Here is a 19,345-nt window from a genome sequence, read left to right on the forward strand (position 1 = left end):
CCCTGAAGCGTTGACGATTGCAGATGAGCCCACAGTCAGCGATACACCGCTCAGGGTTTGAATGCCGCCGGTTTCGCCGCCGCTGCTATCGAGCTTGCCTTGAATGTCCAGTGCGCCATCTTCAGCTGCAACGGTCAGATTGCCTCCTGTCTCGCCCCCTGAAACGTCTACGGTGGCAGACGGGCCCACAGTCAGCGATAAACCGACCAGGGTTTGAAAGCCGCCGGTTACGCCGCCGCTGCTATCGAGTTTGCCTTGAATGTCTAGTGCGCCATCTTCAGCCAAAACGGTCAGAGTGCCTCCGGTCTCGCCCCCTGAAATGTCTACGGTGGCAATCGGGCCCACAATCAGCGATAAACCGCTCAGGGTTTGAATGCCGCCCGTTACGCCGCCGCTGCTATCGAGTTTGCCTTGAATGTCCAGTGCGCCATCTTCAGCCACAACGGTCAGGGTGCCTCCGGTCTTGCCCGCCGAAGCGTCTACGGTGGCAGAGGAGCCCACAGTCAGCGATAAACCGGTCAGGTTTTGAATGCCGCCGGTTAAGCCGCCGCTGCTATCGAGTTTGCCTTGAATGCCCAGTGCGCCATCTTCAGCCCAAACGAACAGAATGCCTCCGGTCTCGCCCCCTGAAGCGTCTACGGTGGCAGACGGCCCCACAGTCAGCGATGAACCGCTCAGGCTTTGAAAGCCGCCGGTTACACCGCCGCTGCTATCGAGTTTGCCTTGAATGTCCAGTGCGCCATCGCCCGCACCCACTGTTAAGGTTCCGCCATCTCTGCCCCGAGCCGACATGGAACCTGCTATTAGCACGTCACCACTTTCCGACCGAATATTGATATCGCCGCCGATATTAGTGGCTGGCTCAACTGCATTGGTACTGGTTTCACTGCCAGTCTCGAGGGTCACATTTCCTTTACTTACGATATTGACTGTGCCGAGTGCATTCAGACTTTCGGCCCGCACGATTCCCCGCTGATTAACGATCCCGCCGTGCAGATCGATCTTTCCGTCTACGGCCAGCAAGGTGCCGGAATTTTCAGTCGTCTCTCCCGTCGCGCTAACTCGAAGAGTAATGTTCGGCAGCCCCGAATCAACGATCTCGACACTGTTCCCTGCAGCCATCACGACGCTGCCTTCCGGCGCGCTAATCGTTCCTGTATTGCGGACGGCGTTCCCCACCAGCCAGACGCGGCCACCGAAGGTCGTACTAATATTGCCTTCATTGCGTACCTCGCCATTGCGGCCACCTGCGCCATCGAACCGCGCCCGTCCAGCCTCGAAATCCGCATTCGATAATGCCATCGTAGAGGCCACAAGCCCTCCAACATCAATCCGGGCGCCATGGCTGAAGAGGACGCCGTTCGGATTGATCAGCCACACGCTGCCGTTCGACGACAGTGCGCCCAGGATTTGGGACGGATCGTTCCCAACTACCCTGTTAAGCACTTTGCTCGCCGCGCTGGCTTGTTCAAATCGCACGGTATTCTGTGATCCGATTGAAAAGCTCTGCCAGTTCAGCACGGCGTTTGGCGAGTTCACAATAGTCATCTGGCTGCCGTTGGTATTAATGCTTGCCTGGCCGCTCACGACCTGTGCCCCAGTCGGTAACTGGGCCCAGGACGGAATCGCGCAGGTGCCGAAGGCGGCGGCGAGCGATGCGGCAATGGCATGCAGCGCGAAGCGGGCGCATGGTGCAGGACGTGCGGCACGCGAAACTGAAAGCTGTGTCATGGTTTGGCCTCGTAGGATCGGTGGCGTAAATAGGGCGTTACTTAAAACGAGAGGTTGATGGCGACATGGCCGCGGACGTCGCCCGATGACGTCGACGAGCCGCGCCGCAGTGCTCGCCCGATGTCGACGCTGGCGCTGAGTTTGCGGTTCCAGCCGAAGCGGGAGCCCAATCCAACGCTGCTCAGTGCGCAGGAAGAGTTGCCCAGGAGGTCGCACGATGCCCCTCCGTGGTTGCGCGTGTTCCCGTAATCGACAAAGAGATAGGGCCGGATGCGCAGCTTGTCTGCCAGTTCGGGCACGCTCGCGGATAGCTCAAGCCGGGCCAGCAGGCCAAGGTCACCACTGACTTCACGCTCGCGGTAGCCACGAACGCTGTTCACGCCGCCCACTCCGTAGGTTTCGGCTGGAATGAGCCGATGCGGGCTGTACTGCAGCTCCATGCGGCCGTTGATCGAAAACGTCTCGCCCAGGCGCTTCTCGGCAAAAGCAATGAGGCGCGTAATGACGTAGTGACGCTTGCCACCAGCGCGCGCCGCCTCATACGCGGCGCGTCCGCTGCCACCAGCGTTGACCGTTGCGGACACGTTTAGGCCGTAAGCCAGGTCAGAACCCTGTTTGTGGCCTACGTAGGCAAGGCTGAGCGGCATCGTCGTAACGTCCACCTGACTCCTGGAGCAGTCCGCGCCTGGAAGTTCAAGGAGCGCACATTGGTCCTTGTAGTCGCGCCAGTCGGCGCCCAGCGTCACCTGGTGATCGTATTCGCCGATCCGGTCCAGGTAGCGGTTCAATCGCACGCCGGCCATCGTTCCACGGCCATTGAAGTCCAGCGGTCCAAGTGCCAATACGGTAGTCGCAACGTTCACGCTCGAATGCGCGACATACGCATCGACCGACGCCGCCTGCGCATACAGTGGCACCCGGTAGCTGGCGCTGAAGATCTTGACCTTGTCCGGATCCTCGGGCGAGGTCTGGAATTGCAGGGTCCCTACGTGATCCCGCCCGAACAGGTTGGCGTGCTGGACCCCGAGGCTGAGCCGGTGGCGCCCGGTGAGCGGCGTGCCGGTATTGTTGTAGCCGACCAGGTACTGCAGCGGATCGACGTCGGTCACGTCCACGCTGGCGTCGATCTCGCCGCTGCGCGCGCCGGCGGCCAGCGTCACCTTCAGGTGCTTGGCCGGATTGTCGTTGGCCAGCTGGATGTCGCGGTCGATCGCGCGCACCATCGGCGTCGTGCCCTCGCGCAGGTGGGGCAGGCCGGCGCGCACGTTGGCGGTGTCGAAGTGCTGGTTGCCTGTCACCCGCACATTGGCCAGCTTGCCCTCGACCACGCGCATGACGATCCGGCCGTCGCCGCCCTGCTGCGGCGGGATGAACACCACCACGCCGCCATAGCCCGCATCGCGGTAGGCCTGCTGGATGCGCGCCGCCGCCGCGTTCAGCTCGTCGAGCGAACGCGGGGTACCGGCCAGGTCGGCGGTCAGGGCATTGACGGTCTGCTCGGGCAGCAGGGTATTGCCTTCGACCCGCACGCTGGCCACCGCCATCTTCTGCGGCTCCTGCGCCGCCGCGCCACCTAATGGGCATAGCAGCAGCATGGCGCAGGTGGCGCCGCGCAGCAGGCCGGGAGAATGTGCGGGAACAGGGGGAGGGGAGGAACTGGCCGGGCGGAAGGCATGGGCGAGCAGCGACACAAGCGTGCGCAGGCGTTGAGTCATCGTTATCCCCTTCAGAGCGTACTGGACATATGGCCGGGCCGGCCCGGCAAGCCGGACGCCCGCTATGCGCATCGCATGCCCCGCGCCCACACGAACCCCATGGCCGGACGTGGCCATCGAAAAACTTGAGTGCAGGAAAGAAGCAGTTGAGCGCTATTGCCGCGATTAAACTATTATTTAGAGCTATTTATCGCAAGACTCAGAAGCTGGATAAATACTACTCCTTCATTGCGCTTTGATAAAAAAATTTTAACTTGTGGTGTGCATACAACCACAACCGTAACGCAGGCGCGGCCTGCGGCCGCAGCCGCCTGCGGCAAGGCGTCGGCCTCGCTGCTGCAGCGGGCGCACACACCGGTTATGATTGGCGTTCATTCAACACAGGAACCGACGCTCCATGACGACTTCCAGCTATCCCGATACCCGCCTCCTCATCGCCAACGAATGGCGCGACGCCACGGGCGGCAAGACGATCCCGGTGCTGAACCCCGCCACCGGCCAGGCCATCGGCACCGTCGCCCATGCGTCCATCGCCGACCTCGATCGCGCGCTGGCCGCGGCCCAGCAGGGCTTCGAGGCCTGGCGTGCGGTCAGTGCCGCGGAACGCGCCGCGACCATGCGCCGCGCCGCCAGCCTGCTGCGCGAGCGCGCCGCCGACATCGCGCGCCTGCTCACCCAGGAGCAGGGCAAGCCGCTGGCCGAAGCCAAGGTGGAAACCATGGCCGGCGCCGAGATCATCGACTGGTTCGCGGCCGAGGGCATGCGCGTGTACGGCCGCATCGTCCCGGCGCGCAATCCCGCCGCGCAGCAACTGGTGTTGAAGGAACCGGTCGGTCCGGTGGCCGCCTTCACCCCCTGGAACTTCCCGATCAACCAGATCGTGCGCAAGCTGTCGGCCGCGCTGGCCACCGGCTGCTCCTTCCTGTGCAAGGCGCCGGAGGAGACGCCCGCGTCGCCGGCCGCCCTGCTGCAGTGCTTCGTCGACGCCGGCGTGCCGCCGGGCGTGGTGGGCCTGGTGTTCGGCGACCCGGCCGAGATCTCGGGCTACCTGATTCCGCATCCGGTCATCCGCAAGGTCACCTTCACCGGTTCGACCCCGGTCGGCAAGCAGCTGGCGGCGCTGGCCGGCGCTCACATGAAGCGCGCCACCATGGAGCTGGGTGGCCACGCGCCGGTGATCGTGGCCGAGGATGCCGATGTCGCGCTGGCCGTGAAGGCCGCTGGCGCCGCCAAGTTCCGCAATGCCGGCCAGGTGTGCATCTCGCCGACCCGCTTCCTGGTCCACAAGGCGATCAAGGACGAATTCACGCGCGCCATGGTCAAGCATGCCGAAGGCCTGAAGCTCGGTGACGGCCTGCAGGAGGGCATCACCCTCGGGCCCTTGGCCAATGCGCGCCGGCTGACCGCGATGGCGAAGGTGGTCGAGGACGCGCAGGCCAAAGGCGCCACCGTCGCCCATGGCGGCCAGCGGGTGGGCGAGGCGGGCAACTTCTTCGCGCCCACCATCCTGGCCGACGTGCCGCTCGAGGCCAGCGTGTTCAACGACGAGCCCTTCGGACCGGTGGCGGCGATCCGCGGCTTCGACACGCTGGAGGAAGCGATCCAGGAAGCGAACCGCCTGCCTTACGGGCTGGCCGGCTATGCCTTCACGCGCTCGATCAAGAATGCGCAACTGCTGATGAACCGGATGGAGGTGGGCATGCTGTGGATTAACCAGCCGGCCACGCCGAGCGCGGAGCTGCCGTTCGGCGGCATCAAGGATTCCGGCTATGGGTCGGAGGGCGGGCCGGAAGCGCTGGAAGCCTATCTGAACACCAAGGCGGTGTCGATGATGGGGGGGTAGGCGGCCCGCGCTACCGGGTTGCCCCTTCCCGCGCCGCGCCGGGCCGCATGGGCGCCGGCGAACGCCGATTCAGGGCACACTGGCGCCTGATTCCACAAGCTTGAAGGAGCGGGGATGGCGGCACAGGGCGCGACGGTCGAACAGGGCATACGCCTGGCGGGTGTGGGCAGGTTCCAGTACCGGCTGTTCGCGATCTTCGGCCTGGTCTGGATGGCCGATGCGATGCAGGTCCTGTCGATCGGTTTCACTGCGCCCTCGATCGCCCGGACCTTCGGCATCGGCGTGCCGCAGGCGCTCGAAACGGGCACCGCCTTCTTCATCGGAATGTTGCTCGGGGCCTTCGGCTTCGGGCGCCTGGCCGACCGCATCGGGCGCCGGCCGGTGCTGATGGCGGCGGTGCTGGTCGACGCCTGCTTCGGCGTGGCCTCCGCCTTCGCGCCCGATTTCCACTGGCTGCTGGCCTTGCGCTTCCTGACCGGCATCGGCGTGGGTGGCACGCTACCGGTCGACTACACCATGATGGCGGAATTCCTGCCCAGCGACCGGCGCGGACGCTGGCTGGTGATGCTCGAATCGTTCTGGGCGGTGGGCACCATCGCGCTGGCGGTGCTGGCCCTGGTGGCGCTGCGCTGGGGTGCCGATGCGTGGCGCCTGATCTTCTTCGTGACCGGACTGCCGGCCCTGGTGGGCGTGGTGCTGCGCCTGTACGTGCCCGAGTCGCCCATGTACCTGAACCGCAACGGCAAGGCGCAGCAGGCGCGCAGCGTGCTGGAACGGGTGGCGCGCACGAATGGCAGCGCGCAGGCGATTCCGCCGCTGCTGCCGGAAGCCCCGGTGCGCGGCGCACTGAAGGCCCTGTTCGCGGGCGCGCTGCGGCGCCGCAGCCTGGCCCTGTTCGCGGCATGGGGCTTGATCTCGATCGCCTACTACGGCGTGTTCGTCTACCTGCCGGTGCGTTTGAGCGCGCAGGGCTTCGGTTTCATGCGCGGCCAGGAATTCCTGATCGTGCTGGCACTGGTGCAGCTGCCCGGCTTCGCGCTGTCGGCCTATGGCGTGGAGCGCTGGGGCAGGAAGCCCACCCTGGTCGGCTTCCTGCTGCTGAGCGCCGCAGGCTGCATGGCCTACAGCTTCGGCAGCGCCACCGCGCTGGTGGTGGGCTCGACCCTCCTGATGAGCTTTGCCCTGCTCGGCACCTGGGGAGCGCTGTACGCGTTTACTCCTGAAGTCTATCCGACCGAGCTGCGCGCCAGCGGCATGGGCATGGCGGGCGCGGTGGCGCGCTTCGGCGGCCTGTTCGCGCCGGCCATCGTGGCGCCGGTGATGGCAACCCATTTCACGCTGGCGCTGGGAATGCTGGCGGCCTTCCTGGCGCTGGGCGCCGCGGCGGTCGGGATGGTGGACGTCGAATCGCGCCGGCGCGCGCTCGACTAGTCCGGGATCAGCGGAACTCGCCGCGCCCGCCGCCCTTGCCGTCCTCGTCCGGCCCGTCGGGGGTGCGCGCGGTGGGCAGGTGCCAGCCGTAGCGGATCGCGGCCACGCGCAGGCCGAAGCACAGGGCGGCCCCGGCGCAGGCAGTGGCCGTGGTGGGCAGCTGCAGGGCGTCGCCCAGCACCACCACGCTGGCCCCGGCCAGGGCGGCGACCGCGTAGATATCCGAGCGCAGCACGGCCGGCACGTCGGACAGCAGCACGTCGCGCGCGATGCCGCCGCCGATTCCGGTCAGCATGCCGAGCAGGGCCGCCATCACGGGTTCCAGTCCGAACACCAGCGCCTTCTGGGCGCCGGCCACGCAGAACAGGGCCAGGCCGGCGCCGTCGAAGATCAGCACCGCGTTGCGCAGGCGGTTGACGAGCGGATACCAGAACAGGATCGCGAGGCCGGCCAGCAGGGAGACCGCCAGGTAGCGCCAGTCGCTGATCGCGGCCGGCGGCGTGGCGCCGATCAGGAGGTCGCGCACGATGCCGCCCGAGTTGGCGGCGACGAAGGACAGCACCAGCACGCCGAAGACGTCGAGCCGGCGGCGCGCGCCGGCGGTGGCGCCGCTGAGGGCGAATACGAAGGTGCCGATCAGGTCGAGGGTCAGCACCAGGGTTTTCATGGCGGCTCCCATGTCGAGAGCGAGTACGGCAAACACGTGGGTCCTTGCGTCGGGGTGGCGGAGAATGCCCGGCATGGTAACGCAGAATCGCGTTGCGCCGCCGGGCGGGCGCTGCTTTGCGCCCCGAAGCAGGAATGCGCGCGCCCGGATCTCAGACGCGGTGCGCGTCGAGCCAGCGGAAGATCGCCGGCCACAGTTCGCCATGGGCGCTGGCGCCGACCAGTACGCCCACATGCTGCAGGTTGACCCCGACGTCTCCGCCATAGTGCAGCAGGCACTTGTGCGTGCTGGCTGCCGCGTCGTGGAAGCGTGCCTGGGCCGCTTCCGGAATCAGCCTGCTGCGCGGGTCGACCACGCCCAGCAGCGGCGCGCGCAAGGACTGCGGGCCGATGCGGCGGCCATCGATCTCCAGCTCGCCGCGCATGAAGGCGTCCTTGCGGTACAGGGATTCCACGAGCTCGGTGAACAGGCGCCCCGGCAGCGCGAATTCGTCGTGGGTCCAGCGCTCCACGCGCAGGTGGGTGGCGAGCCGCTCCGCACTGCCGAGGGACAGCCAGCGGTCGGCCATGCGTTCCCACTGGAAGGCACGGGGCTCGGCGAGTGCGCTCATCAGGTTGAGGAAGACGCCCGGCACCTGGCCGAAGGCGGCGGCCACCCGGCCGGCGTCGGGCGTCGCTTCCACCAGCGCGCGGAACGGGCTGGCGTCGCCGCCGAAATGCAGGGGCGACTCGAGCAGGACGGCGGCGCGCACCCGGTCGGGATGCAGGCAGCCGTAGATGGCCGCCAGGATGCCGCCCAGCGAATGGCCGGCGACGGTCAGCGTGCCTTCCGCGCTGTCGGCCTCGATGGCCTGCTGGCAGGCGGCCAGCAGGCGGCTGCCGTAGTCGGCCAGGCCCAAGTCGGGGCCGTCTTCGGGCAGCGGCGTCCATTCGGCCAGGTAGACCCGGTAGCCGGCATCGATCCAGCGCCGCACGACGCTGACCTCGGGCGCCAGGTCCCAGATATAGGAACGCTTGATCGGGGCTGGCACCAGCAGCGCGGCCGGTGCGCCGGCGCCGGCCTGCCCGTCGTAGCGGCGCAGGTTCAGGCCGGGTTCGCGGTGCAGGACCGTATGCGGGCTCTCGCGCGGGCCATAGCCGGCCTGCTCGAACAGCCTGCCGCGCGCCTGGCGACTGCGGTCCATGTGCTTGAGGGCGGCGGCGCCGGCGGCGGTGTAGTCCGGCAGCCCGAAGGGGGAGGTGGTCGGTGCGTACATGGGGCTCTCTTGGTGGTCATCGTTGACGGGACCTGCCACTCTACGCCGCCCGCACCGCGCCCACAATCGCGCGCGCCGGCGCGCGCGCGGGCCCTTGCGGCGTATTAAACTGACGCGACGCCCCGCTTTCCGGAAATCTCGACATGGGTTACCGATTCCTCGCCGATGCCGTGCTCCTGCTGCACCTCGGCTTCATCCTGTTCGTCGTGTTCGGCGCCTTGCTGCTGGCGCGCTGGCCGCGCCTGCTCCCGCTGCACCTGGCCGCCGCGGCCTGGGGCTTCGGGATCGAGATGCTGGGCGCGGTCTGCCCGCTCACCTACCTTGAAAACCGCCTGCGCGCGCTGGCGGGCGTGGCCGGCTACGCGGACGGCTTCATCGAGCACTACCTGCTGCCGCTGGTGTATCCGGGCGCGATGAGCCGCGGCCTGCAGCTGGCGCTGGCCGCCGGGGTGCTCGCGATCAACGCGGCGCTGTATGCCTGGCTCTGGCGGCGCCGCGCCCGGGTGCCTTACTCGACCCAGGCGAAACCGTCGCGCGCCATCAGCGCGAAGGATTCGGCCGGGCCCCAGGACCCGGCCGGGTAGGGGTGGGGCTTCTCGCCCAGCGTGCCCCAGCCTTCGATGATCGGGTCGGCCCATTCCCATGCGGCCTCGAGTTCGTCGCGCCGCATGAAGTGGGTCAGGCGCCCGCGCACCACGTCGATCAGGAGGCGCTCGTAGGCTTCGGCGCGGCGCTGCTGGAAAGCCGACTGTAAATCGAGGTTGAGGGCCACCTGCTGCATCTGCATGCCGCTGCCGGGCTGCTTGGCCATGATCTGCAGCTTGATCGCTTCTTCCGGCTGCAGTTCGATCACCAGGCGGTTGGCAACGCCGCCCGGCATGTCGGGGAACAGCGGGAAGGGAGGATTCGCGAACTCGATTACGATCTTCGACGAGCGCCGCGCCATGCGCTTGCCGGTGCGCAGGTAGAACGGCACCTTCGACCAGCGCCAGGTGTCGATGTGGGCGCGCAGGGCGACGAAGGTCTCGGTGCGGCTGCCCGGCGGCACGTTCTGTTCCTCGAGGTAGCCGTCCACCTCCTGGTTGCCGCTGACGCCATGGGTGTACTGGCCGCGCACGGTGTCGCGCGCGATGTCCGCCAGCTTCATGCGGCGCAGCGAGCGCAGCACCTTCAGCTTCTCGTCGCGCACCGCGTCCGGCGCCAGCGAGGTGGGCGGCTCCATCGCGACGATGCACAGCAGTTGCAGCAGGTGGTTCTGCACCATGTCGCGCATGGCGCCGGTGCCGTCATAGAAGCCGGCGCGGCTGCCCACGCCCACTTCCTCGGCTACCGTGATCTGCACGCTCGAGATGTTCGGCGCGCGCCATAGCGGTTCCAGGATCGAGTTCCCGAAGCGCAGCACCATCAGGTTCTGCACCGTCTCCTTGCCCAGGTAGTGGTCGATGCGGTAGATCTGGGATTCGGCGAAATGGCGGCCGACCGCCTCGTTGATCTCGATGGCGGAGGCGAGGTCGTGGCCCAGCGGCTTCTCGAGCACCACGCGGGCATGGGCGTCGACCAGGCCGGCCGCGGCCAGTTTTTCGCAGATGGTGGTAAACAGCGCGGGGGCCGTGGAAAGATAGAACACGCGCTGGGCGCCGGCATTCGTGGCGCGCGCCAGGGCGCCGAAGTCGGGCGCCTGCTGGACGTCGAGGCGCACGTAATCGAGCAGCTGCAGGAAGCCGTCCCAGGTCTTGTCGTTGTAGTTCGCGTCGGCGATGAAGGGACGCGAATGCGTGGCGATGTGGGCCAGGTAGGCATCGCGCTCGAACTCCTGGCGCCCGGTCGAGATGATGCGGGTCGAGGAGGGCAGGTTGCCGTGCAGGTAGGCCATGTAGAGCGCGGGCAGCAGCTTGCGCATGGCCAGGTCGCCCATGCCGCCGAAGATGATCATGTCGAGGGGAAGGCCGGAATCGGTGTCGTTCACAGGGGTCATGTCGGATAGCCAAACGGTGAATGGAGGCGGCGCGCGCGGGCGCCGGCCCTGTAGCTTACATCCTGGGAAACAATAAGGAAATGGCAAACGTCGTCGGAGACCTTATCCCGGTTTCACTTTCTGCATATAAAAATCGGTCAAAATGGAAATCATGCAAATATTGTTGGCACTGAGGAGGCTCTGGGTAAACATCATGCGGCGCAATGCGACCGGTACCGGTATGATTGCCGGGCCAGGATAATGCTGTACGCCGCCCGGCGCCCGTCCGAATGTCTGCTGATTCGCTTCGCTCAGCCGCCCGGAGGCGCGTCCAGGCGCAGGAACGGCAGTACCCGCCGCACCAGGGCGTGCGGCGCCTCTTCCGGAATGTAGTGGCCGCAATCGATGGGTTCGCCGTCCACCTCGGTGCCGAGCCGGCGCCATTCCGCAAGCGGATCGAAGCAGCGCCCGACCACGCCCTGCGCCCCCCACAGCACCAGCAGAGGAGTGGCGAAACGCCGGCCGGCCGCGCGCTCGGCGCGCTCGTGCTCGAGGTCGATGCCGGCCGCGGCCCGGTAGTCTTCGCAGATGGCGTGGGCGGCGCCGGGACGGGCCAGGCAGCGCGCGTACTCGGCCAGCGCGCGCGGGTCGAACGGGGCCAGGCCGGCGCTGCGGCGGCCCATCACGTCGCGCAGGTAGGCGGCCGGATCGGCCTCGATCAGGCGTTCCGGCAGCGGCGCCGGCTGGATCAGGAAGAACCAGTGCCAGTAGGCGCGCGCGAACGCCTCGTTGGCGCCCTCGTACATGGCGAGCGTGGGCGCGATGTCGAGCAGCACGGCGCGGGTGACGGTATTTGGGTGGTCGGCCAGCAGGCGGTGCGCGACGCGCGCGCCGCGGTCGTGTCCGATCACGGCGAAGCGCCCGAAGCCGAGCGCGCCCATCACGGCCGGGAGGTCGGCCGCCATGCTGCGCTTGCTGTAGCCGGCATGGTCGGCCGTGTCGGCGGGCCGGGACGAGTCGCCATAGCCACGCAGGTCGCAGGCGACGACGGTGAACTCCGCGGCCAGCAGGGGCGCGACGCGGTGCCAGATCGCATGCGTCTGCGGGTGGCCATGCAGCAGCAGGAGCGGCGGCCCGGCGCCGCCCAGCACCCCCGCGATGGCGACGCCGTCCGTGCCGGGAAGAATGAAGCGGCGAAAGCCCGGAAACAGTGCTTCGGTTGGATGCGTCATGGGGAGCATCATGCACCAGCCGGGCCGCGGACGGCGTCCAGGTGCCGCAGGCTCAGCCGCCGGTCGCGCCGGCGCCGGCGCTGAGCAGCCAGCTCACCAGCAGCAGGAACAGCATCCACAGGGCCACCAGCTTGCCCAGCCGGCGGATGTCGCCGGCGTGCTCGAACAGGGTGGGGCGGCTGTAGTTCACCCCGGCGAAATAGGCGGCGAACACGGTCGCCAGGTAGTGCACGGCGCCGAACATCTCGCCCAGCTCGCCCTTGCGCGGATGGTCGATCAGCGCGTGCGACAGCGCCACCAGCACCAGGTAGGGAATCGAGGCCGCCAGCGGCGGCAGGTACAGCCCGAGCGACTCGACCCAGCGCTGCAGACCCGGCTTGACGCGCGCCACCAGCGGCAACACCAGGTTGTGGGCCAGGCCGACGATCACGATCAGCTTCAGGATCACGTTCTTGTGCAGGCTGCCGCTGCCCACCGCCATGTTGTGCAGGTTGGTCTCGGCCTGGCGGTTATTCTGCAGGAAGAACTCGGGCGACTGGATGTCGAGGATGCGCTGGAACCAGCTGATCTCTTCCAGCGCCGCCAGCGCGCACAGCAGGCTGAGGCCGCCCAGGGCCAGCAGTTCCAGCACGCTGCGCTCCTTGCGCTTCAGGCGCTCGCTGAAGGCGAAGCCGAGCAGCAGGGCGATCACGGTGAAGCACAGGAACTGCATCCACTCGACGATGCCGTCCTCGCCCAGCAGGCGCCACAGCTTGGCGCTGTCGCCGGACCAGGCCACGGCCAGCAGCAGGACAAAGACGTTGATGAGGATCCCGGTGGCGAGCACGGGATGCAGGATCGGATTCCGGTTGGTCAAGATGACTCCTTGAGGGAAGTAAACGGTTCGGTGCCGCCAGCCTGCATGGCGGGCAGCTGTTGCTCGACGGGCAGGCGCCGGCGCATGCCGCGGCGCCGTACGACATGCAGTCCGGCCAGGCCCAGGGTCGACAGGGCCCAGATCCATAGCAGCGGGTCGAGCAGCGCGTCCCACAGGTTCCCGGTCGGCAGGCGCGCGCCGGAGAACAGCAGGATGGCGCCGAGCAGCGCGCCGGCCTGGGCGCGGGCCTGGCCGCGCCCGATGCAGGCTGCGCAGGCCGCCGCCAGCAGCACCGCGAGCAGGGCCGCGCCGGCGCCGAAGCCGGCGTGGTAATAGCCGTGCGCGAACAGGCCGAAAGCATCGAGGTAGAGCAGGGCGCCGGCTGCCGCCAGCGCGGCGGCGAGGGGCAGCGGCAGGCGCGGCCCGCTGCGCGCCACGCCATGCCAGCGCGCCAGCAGGCTGGCCGCGCACAGGCTGGCCAGCAGGGCGCTTGGTGACTGGAAGGCCAGTCCCAGGTGCCAGGCCGGCGAGGCCTCGCCCGGCAGCGCCATCCAGGCCAGGCTCAGCAGGACGATCGCGGCCAGCGGCTTGCGCGGCAAGCGCCAGGACTGCGGCTGGGTGCGCGCCAGCAGCAGTTCGAGCAGGCCGGCCACCAGGGCCGCCAGCACCAGGGCCCAGCCCAGGCGGGCATAGGCGAATTGCCAGGACAGTTCAGGCAGGCTCATTCAGATGTTCTCTCCAATGCTGATCCGGTAGCGGTGGTGCGCGATCGCCTGGCGCTGGTGGGTGTAGGTCACGTGCAGCTCCCTGCCGACCAGCTGCATGGTGGGGTAGGAAAATTCGGCGCCAGCGCCACCGCTGGCGACATCGGCCACGGTGCGCCAGGTCTGCCCGTCGCGCGAGAGCGACAGGCGCAGCAGGCTGCGCGCGGAACCGCCGTCCCGGATGTGGTTGTGCAGCATGAGGAAGTCGCCGTTTTCCAGGCGCAGCACCGCCATCGAGGTGTTTTCGTTGTTCAGCGCCAGCGGCGGCAGGTCTTCCCAGCTGGCGCCGCCGTCGCGGCTGTAGGCATGCTGTACCCGGCGCTCGTCGCTGGCGTCGCGCATCCAGGCCCGCGCCTCGGTGCCCGAGACCGGCACGATGGCCGGCTGCAGGGTCGTGGTGCGGGCGCCGATGCGCGCCATCCCGGTCGGCTCGCCGTCCGGACCGAAGGCCATCAGCATCGGGTACTTGATGCCGAGTTCGAAATACACGGGCAGCCACCAGCCGCCGTCGACCAGGCCGACCGCATTCGTGCGCACCAGCACGCTGGTATTGAACAGGGGCGACATCGGCAGCACGCGCTTCATCGCGAAGCTGGCGCCCTCGTCGGGCGAGACCAGGTGCGCCACGCGCGACGCCGCCCAGCCGCCCAGGCCGGTCGCCACGACGTACAGGTGGATGCGGCCGTCGGGCCCGGTCCAGGCCACCGGGTTGCCGATGCGGCGCACGCCGAAGCCCAGCGCCTTGCCGAGCGAATCGCGGCTGGCGACTTCCCAGGGTTCGCCCCACTTGCCGTTATGCCACTGAGACGCATAGACCTTGACGTCCGGGCCGCTCTCGCGGCTGCCGGCCCACCAGAAGGCGAGCATGCGGTCGCCCGGCAGGGGCGCCATCGCGCTGGCGTGGGCCGAGGGCGTGTTGCGCGGCATCGGTATCAGGGACTGCGACAGCTCGGACAGGGTCACGCGCCCTGGCACGAGCGAGGGCAGGGCGGAAGGCGCGGCGGCCGCGCGGGCGCTGCGGGTCCAGCGCGCGCTTTCCGCGGCGCCGATGACCAGCACCACGGTCATGCAGGCAAGGGCAATGCGGCGGCGCGCGGCGGCGCGCGATGGCAGGGGACGCTCCATACACTCCCGGCGGACCGGGATGCCCGGGTCCGCGACACTCTGACTGTTATAGGTTTGAAAATTGCAGGGTTCGCGTCCAGGCGGAACGGGCGTTCCGCGGTCTCTTTCGGGGAGGCGGCTGGCTGAGCGATGACCTGGCAAAGGCGCTATCCTACAGGAAAGAGCACCGGATGTGACACGGAACTTTCGTAATTACAAGATTGCCAAGCCCCGACGCAGCGATCCTGCGCGCGCCGCCTGCCGCGCGACTTGCCCTTCGGCTTTGTGATGTTAGCGCACCATGCGCAGTACGGTTCCCAGCAGCAGGTGGAACGCGAACGAGCAGGCTGCGATGACCGACGCGATCAGCATCGGCAGCACCGCCCCGAACGTGAACGTCATGCCGAGTGCGAAGCCGAGTACGTATTCGGCGCGGTAGGCATGCACGAGCAGGCCGGCGGCGAAGGCGCCGAAGAAGATGGCGGTAACGGCCGGGTGGCCGAGCGTAAAGGCGAAGGCCAGCGCCGCACCCCACAGCAGGGCGGCGCCGAAGCGCAGGCGCACGTGACGATGGAAGCGTTCGCGGCTGCCGTCCTGGGTCAGGCCGGCGGCGCGGCGCTGGACGCGGCCGAGCATGAACCAGACCAGCAGGGGAACCACCAGCAGGCCCCACCAGTTGGAAATGGCGGGCAGATCGGGATTATTCAGCAAGTGGTGGGCCGGCACGCCGCCATGGGTGTACTCCCAGCCCAGGTGGCAGATCTCGGCGGCGAGGGCGGCGACCGTGAGGATGAGGCGGGACTGCGGGGCGGGACGGTCGGGCATGGCGCGCTTCCTTCGCGAGGGGCGGGGGAGGATGAGGATGATCGGTCGGTCGTAGCCGCCTCGGTCTTTTGCGACAATTCGCCATGGATAAAATGGCGCGTCGTTCAATCCAGCATGGAGAGGATATCGTTTGTCGCCTCCACCTTGGCATATTCGGCCGCCAGGTTGGCCAGCGACATTGCATGCACCTCGTCCGCGCTGCGCAGCGCGCCCGCGTAATCGCGGCGGACAAAGGCGAAGCAGGCGTCGGCGGCAACCGTCACCTGAAAGCCCAGGTTGCCGGCGCTGCGCACGCTGCACTCCACCGAGATATTCGTGCTCACGCCCGCCACCACCAGCCGCTCGATCCCGCGCACCCGCAGCCAGCGCTCCAGGGTGGACTGGATGAAGGCGTCCGGGACGTTCTTCTCGACCACGTGCTCGCCCGGGCGCGGCGCGAACACCGGCTGGAATCCGGCGCCCGGCTGGCCAGGCGCAAAGCCGGAATCCGGGGAGCGCGAGATGTGGCGCACGTGGACCACCGGCGCGCGCCGCCCGCGCCAGGCCTCCAGCAGCAGGTCGATGTTGGCTTCCGCCTGCGGGTTGTTGCGCGCGCCGGCATTCGGGCCGGCCATGCACTGCTGCATGTCGATGACGAGGAGGGCGGGCTGGTCGCGCTGCATGGGCATGGTTGATTGCGGATGGTCGGGTTCCCATGGTAGCGCAGTCTTGCAGCCAGGCGCACTTTGGTACACTAGCGCTTTCGTCCGACTCTCGAACCATCATGGCGCAACCGCTGGAGCTTCGCGCATGCGCTCTGCAATCCCTGCTCGCCCCCAACCCCGCCGCCAAGACGGCGGGCGTGGCGGCGCTGGTGGCGGCGCATCGGCGCGGCGAGACCACCCTTGACCTCGAGGCGGCGCCCTGCGCACCGGAAGGCATCCCCGGACGGCCCGCGCGGCCGGAACTGGTGCCGCCGCGCCTGGTCGGGCGGCGTTCGATGGCGACCGTGGAGGGCCGCGCCATGCTGATCCACGCCCTGGCCCATATCGAATTCAACGCCGTCAACCTGGCGCTCGACGCCCTGTGGCGCTTTCCCGGCATGCCGCCGGACTACTACAGCGACTGGCTGCGGGTGGCCGGCGAAGAGGCGCTGCACTTCGACATGCTGTGCGCGCACCTGAAAACGCTCGGCTATGCCTACGGTGACTTCCCCGGCCACGACAGCCTGTGGGAGATGGTGGAAAAGACCCGAGGCGACGTACTGGCGCGCATGGCCCTGGTGCCGCGCACGCTGGAGGCGCGCGGGCTGGACGCGATTCCGCCGCTGCGCGCCAAGCTGGCCCAGGCCGGCGACCTGGAGGCGGCGGCGATCCTCGACGTCCTGCTGCGCGACGAGGTCGGGCACGTCGAGATCGGCAACCGCTGGTACCTGTACCTGTGCGGCCTGCGCGGCCTGGAGCCGGTCGCCACCTACGGCGAGCTGACGCTGCGCTATGGCGCGCCGGTGCTGAAGGGCCCCTTCAACATCGAAGCGCGGCGCCAGGCTGGCTTTTCGGAAGCGGAGCTGGCGCGCTTCGCCTAGACGCATGGACACCACGCCGCTGCAGGGCTTCCTCCTGACGCGCCACTGGCGCGATACCGACGCTGGGGTTGAGGTGGACTTCTGGATCGCCACCGAAGGGGGCGCGCGCCGGGTGCGGCTGCCGCTCCAGACGCCGGTCGCCTTCCTGCCGCTGGAACAGCGCAAGGCCGCCGAACTGGTGCTGGGCACGGAGCGCGGCTGGGAGCTGCGTGAATTGAACCTGTGCGACTTTCACCACCGGCCCGTGCTGGGCCTGTACTGCCGCCAGTACCGCCAGCTGCTGCGCCTGGAAAAGCGCCTGCGCGAGTTCGGCGTGGACGTCTACGAAGCCGACGTGCGCCCGCCCGAGCGCTACCTGATGGAGCGCTTCATCACCGCGCCGGTGCTGGTGCATGGTCTGCCGGACGCGCGGGACCCGAACCTGATCGTCGACGCCGGGTTGAAACCGGACCGCGACTACCGCCCGCAGCTGCGCCTGGTCTCGCTCGACATCGAAACCAACCAGCACGGCGAGCTGTATTGCATCGGCCTGCAGGGCTGCGGCCAGCGCCAGGTCTACATGCTGGGCGAGCCCAATGGCCAAGAGCGTGACCTCGGCCTGGACCTCGCGTACTGTGAAAGCCGCGCCGCGCTGCTGGACGCTTTTGAAGCATGGATGCGCCGCCATGATCCGGACGCGATCATTGGCTGGAACGTGATCCAGTTCGACCTGCGCATGCTGGTGCAGGCGGCCGAACGCGCCGGGCGGCCGCTCAGGCTGGGACGGGATGGCAGCGCCATCGAGACCCGCGAGCACGGGCGCTCGGAGCATTTCTTCATCTCGATCGCGGGTCGCCTGGTCATCGACGGCATCGAGGCGCTGCGCTCGGCCACCTACAGCTTCCCCTCGTTCAGCCTGGAGTCGGTGTCGCAAACCCTGCTGGGCGAAGGCAAGGCGATCGACAATCCCTACAGCCGGATGGACGAGATCAACCGCATGTTCACGGAAGACAAGCCGGCGCTGGCTTTCTACAACCTGAAGGACTGCGAACTCGTCACCCGCATCTTCGAGAAAACGCAGCTGTGCCGCTTCCTGCTGGAGCGCGCCAGCGTGACCGGGCTGGCGGTGGACCGCAGCGGCGGTTCGGTCGCCGCTTTCGAGCACCGCTACATGCCGCTGATGCACCGCCAGGGTTTCGTCGCGCCGAACATCGGCGACGTCGCGGCCGGCGACAGCCCGGGCGGCTTCGTGATGGATTCGCGCTCCGGGCTGTACGACTCCGTCGTGGTACTTGACTACAAAAGCCTGTACCCCTCGATCATCCGCACCTTCCTGATCGATCCGGTCGGCCTGGTGGCCGGGCTGGCCGAGCCGGAAGACCAGACCGTGCCGGGCTTTCGCGGTGCCCGCTTTTCGCGCACGCGCCACTGCCTGCCCGGCATCGTGCGCCAGGTGTGGGAAGGGCGCGAAGCGGCCAAGCGCGAACGCAATGCGCCGCTGTCGCAGTCGCTGAAGATCATCATGAATGCCTTCTACGGCGTGCTGGGCACTACCGCCTGCCGTTTCTTCGATCCGCGCCTGGCCTCCTCGATCACGCTGCGCGGCCACGAGATCATGCACCGCACCCGCGCGCTGATCGAGGAGCAGGGCTACGGCGTGATCTACGGCGACACGGATTCCACCTTCGTCTGGCTGGGCGGACCGCATGGGCAGGAAGAGGCCGAGCGCATCGGCCACGCCCTGGTGGAGCACGTCAACGGCTGGTGGCGCACGCACCTGCAGTCCGAGTACGGGCTCGCGTCGAGCCTGGAGCTGGAATTCGACACCCACTACGCGCGCTTCCTGATGCCCACCGTGCGCGGCTCGGACGAAGGCAGCAAGAAGCGCTACGCCGGCCTGGTGCTGCACGCGGACGGCGGCGAGGACGTGGTGTACAAGGGACTGGAGACGGTGCGCACCGACTGGTCGCCGCTGGCCCAGCAGTTCCAGCAGGAGCTGTACCTGCGCGTCTTCAAGCGCCAGCCCTACGAAGCCTGGGTGCTTGAGTACGTGGCACGCACCCTGCGCGGGGAACTCGACGAGCTGCTGGTGTACCGCAAGCGCCTGCGCCGCCCGCTCGACGACTACGAGCGCAACGTCCCGCCGCACGTGCGCGCGGCGCGCATGGCCGACGACTTCCATACCGGCCAGGGCCGCCCGCCCCAGTACCGCAGGGGCGGCTGGATCCGGTACGTGATGACGACCAGCGGCCCGGAACCGCTGGAGCTGCGCCGTTCGCCGATCGACTACGAGCACTACCTGAGCAAGCAGCTCGAACCGATCGCCGACGCCATCCTGCCTTTTCTCGGCGACAGCTTCGCGCGGCTGACCAGCCCGCAAGGCGCCTTGTTCTGAGAAAACGCCGCCCGGGTGGGCGGCGTTGCG

The 19,345-nt window shown here is 68.1% G+C and carries 16 protein-coding genes; 5 read left to right on the forward strand and 11 right to left on the reverse strand.

Features of this window, described 5'->3' with window-relative positions; translation table 11 throughout:
- Nucleotides 1–1,731 (reverse strand): filamentous hemagglutinin N-terminal domain-containing protein (locus LCI23_RS07620; protein WP_224945842.1); only part of this gene is annotated, 1,731 nt, incomplete at its 3' end.
- Between the two features lie 41 nt (nt 1,732–1,772).
- Nucleotides 1,773–3,446 carry a ShlB/FhaC/HecB family hemolysin secretion/activation protein gene (locus LCI23_RS07625; RefSeq protein WP_224945844.1) on the reverse strand — a complete coding sequence of 558 codons (1,674 nt, stop codon included), beginning with the start codon at nt 3,444–3,446 and terminating at the stop codon, nt 1,773–1,775.
- Between the two features lie 397 nt (nt 3,447–3,843).
- Here LCI23_RS07625 and LCI23_RS07630 point away from each other — a divergent pair, with 397 nt between their 5' ends.
- Both LCI23_RS07630 and LCI23_RS07635 read left to right on the forward strand, forming a co-directional pair.
- Nucleotides 3,844–5,289 carry an NAD-dependent succinate-semialdehyde dehydrogenase gene (locus tag LCI23_RS07630; protein ID WP_224945846.1) on the forward strand — a complete coding sequence of 482 codons (1,446 nt, stop codon included), beginning with the start codon at nt 3,844–3,846 and terminating at the stop codon, nt 5,287–5,289.
- A 114-nt stretch (nt 5,290–5,403) separates the two neighbouring features.
- Nucleotides 5,404–6,720 carry an MFS transporter gene (locus LCI23_RS07635; protein ID WP_224945847.1) on the forward strand — a complete coding sequence of 439 codons (1,317 nt, stop codon included), beginning with the start codon at nt 5,404–5,406 and terminating at the stop codon, nt 6,718–6,720.
- Nucleotides 6,721–6,727: 7 nt separating this feature from the next.
- On the opposite strand, the gene LCI23_RS07640 is transcribed toward LCI23_RS07635, so the two are convergent.
- Entirely contained in the window at nt 6,728–7,387 is a 660-nt protein-coding gene (locus tag LCI23_RS07640) for a trimeric intracellular cation channel family protein (RefSeq protein WP_224945848.1), read from the reverse strand.
- A 151-nt stretch (nt 7,388–7,538) separates the two neighbouring features.
- On the reverse strand, nt 7,539–8,642 hold the full coding sequence (locus LCI23_RS07645) for an alpha/beta fold hydrolase (protein WP_224945849.1): 1,104 nt from the start codon (nt 8,640–8,642) through the stop codon (nt 7,539–7,541).
- 143 nt (nt 8,643–8,785) lie between these two features.
- Between LCI23_RS07645 and LCI23_RS07650 the strand changes: the two genes are divergently transcribed.
- Nucleotides 8,786–9,226, forward strand: coding sequence for a DUF2784 domain-containing protein (locus LCI23_RS07650; RefSeq protein WP_224945850.1), 441 nt, complete (start codon nt 8,786–8,788; stop codon nt 9,224–9,226).
- Here LCI23_RS07650 and zwf read toward each other — a convergent pair.
- From zwf to LCI23_RS07685, 7 genes are all read right to left on the reverse strand, one after another.
- Nucleotides 9,151–10,617, reverse strand: coding sequence for a glucose-6-phosphate dehydrogenase (gene zwf, locus LCI23_RS07655; protein WP_224945851.1), 1,467 nt, complete (start codon nt 10,615–10,617; stop codon nt 9,151–9,153). The two genes, LCI23_RS07650 and zwf, sit on opposite strands and share 76 nt — an antisense overlap.
- A 290-nt stretch (nt 10,618–10,907) precedes the next feature.
- Nucleotides 10,908–11,828 (reverse strand): alpha/beta fold hydrolase, encoded by a 921-nt coding sequence (locus LCI23_RS07660; protein WP_224945852.1) that lies wholly within the window; start codon nt 11,826–11,828, stop codon nt 10,908–10,910.
- A 52-nt stretch (nt 11,829–11,880) separates the two neighbouring features.
- Nucleotides 11,881–12,684 carry a hypothetical protein gene (locus tag LCI23_RS07665; protein WP_224945853.1) on the reverse strand — a complete coding sequence of 268 codons (804 nt, stop codon included), beginning with the start codon at nt 12,682–12,684 and terminating at the stop codon, nt 11,881–11,883.
- Nucleotides 12,681–13,409 carry a hypothetical protein gene (locus LCI23_RS07670; RefSeq protein ID WP_224945854.1) on the reverse strand — a complete coding sequence of 243 codons (729 nt, stop codon included), beginning with the start codon at nt 13,407–13,409 and terminating at the stop codon, nt 12,681–12,683. Before LCI23_RS07670 ends, LCI23_RS07665 begins: the two co-directional genes overlap by 4 nt.
- Complete coding sequence (locus LCI23_RS07675; RefSeq protein WP_224945855.1) at nt 13,410–14,573, reverse strand: sialidase family protein; 1,164 nt, start codon at nt 14,571–14,573, stop codon at nt 13,410–13,412. It abuts the gene before it with no gap.
- Nucleotides 14,574–14,843: 270 nt separating this feature from the next.
- Entirely contained in the window at nt 14,844–15,377 is a 534-nt protein-coding gene (locus LCI23_RS07680) for a hypothetical protein (RefSeq protein ID WP_224945856.1), read from the reverse strand.
- Nucleotides 15,378–15,481: 104 nt separating this feature from the next.
- Nucleotides 15,482–16,039 (reverse strand): cysteine hydrolase family protein, encoded by a 558-nt coding sequence (locus tag LCI23_RS07685; protein ID WP_224946032.1) that lies wholly within the window; start codon nt 16,037–16,039, stop codon nt 15,482–15,484.
- A gap of 101 nt (nt 16,040–16,140) precedes the next feature.
- On the opposite strand from LCI23_RS07685, the gene LCI23_RS07690 reads away from it, so the two are divergent.
- Together LCI23_RS07690 and LCI23_RS07695 are read left to right on the forward strand one after the other, a co-directional pair.
- Nucleotides 16,141–16,941, forward strand: coding sequence for a ferritin-like domain-containing protein (locus tag LCI23_RS07690; protein ID WP_224945857.1), 801 nt, complete (start codon nt 16,141–16,143; stop codon nt 16,939–16,941).
- 4 nt (nt 16,942–16,945) lie between these two features.
- Nucleotides 16,946–19,315, forward strand: a complete 2,370-nt coding sequence (locus LCI23_RS07695; protein WP_224945858.1) for a DNA polymerase II — start codon at nt 16,946–16,948, stop codon at nt 19,313–19,315.
- Nucleotides 19,316–19,345: the final 30 nt, after the last annotated feature.

Source organism: Massilia sp. MS-15 (assembly GCF_020176695.1).
GTDB lineage: Bacteria > Pseudomonadota > Gammaproteobacteria > Burkholderiales > Burkholderiaceae_D > Telluria > Telluria hydrophila.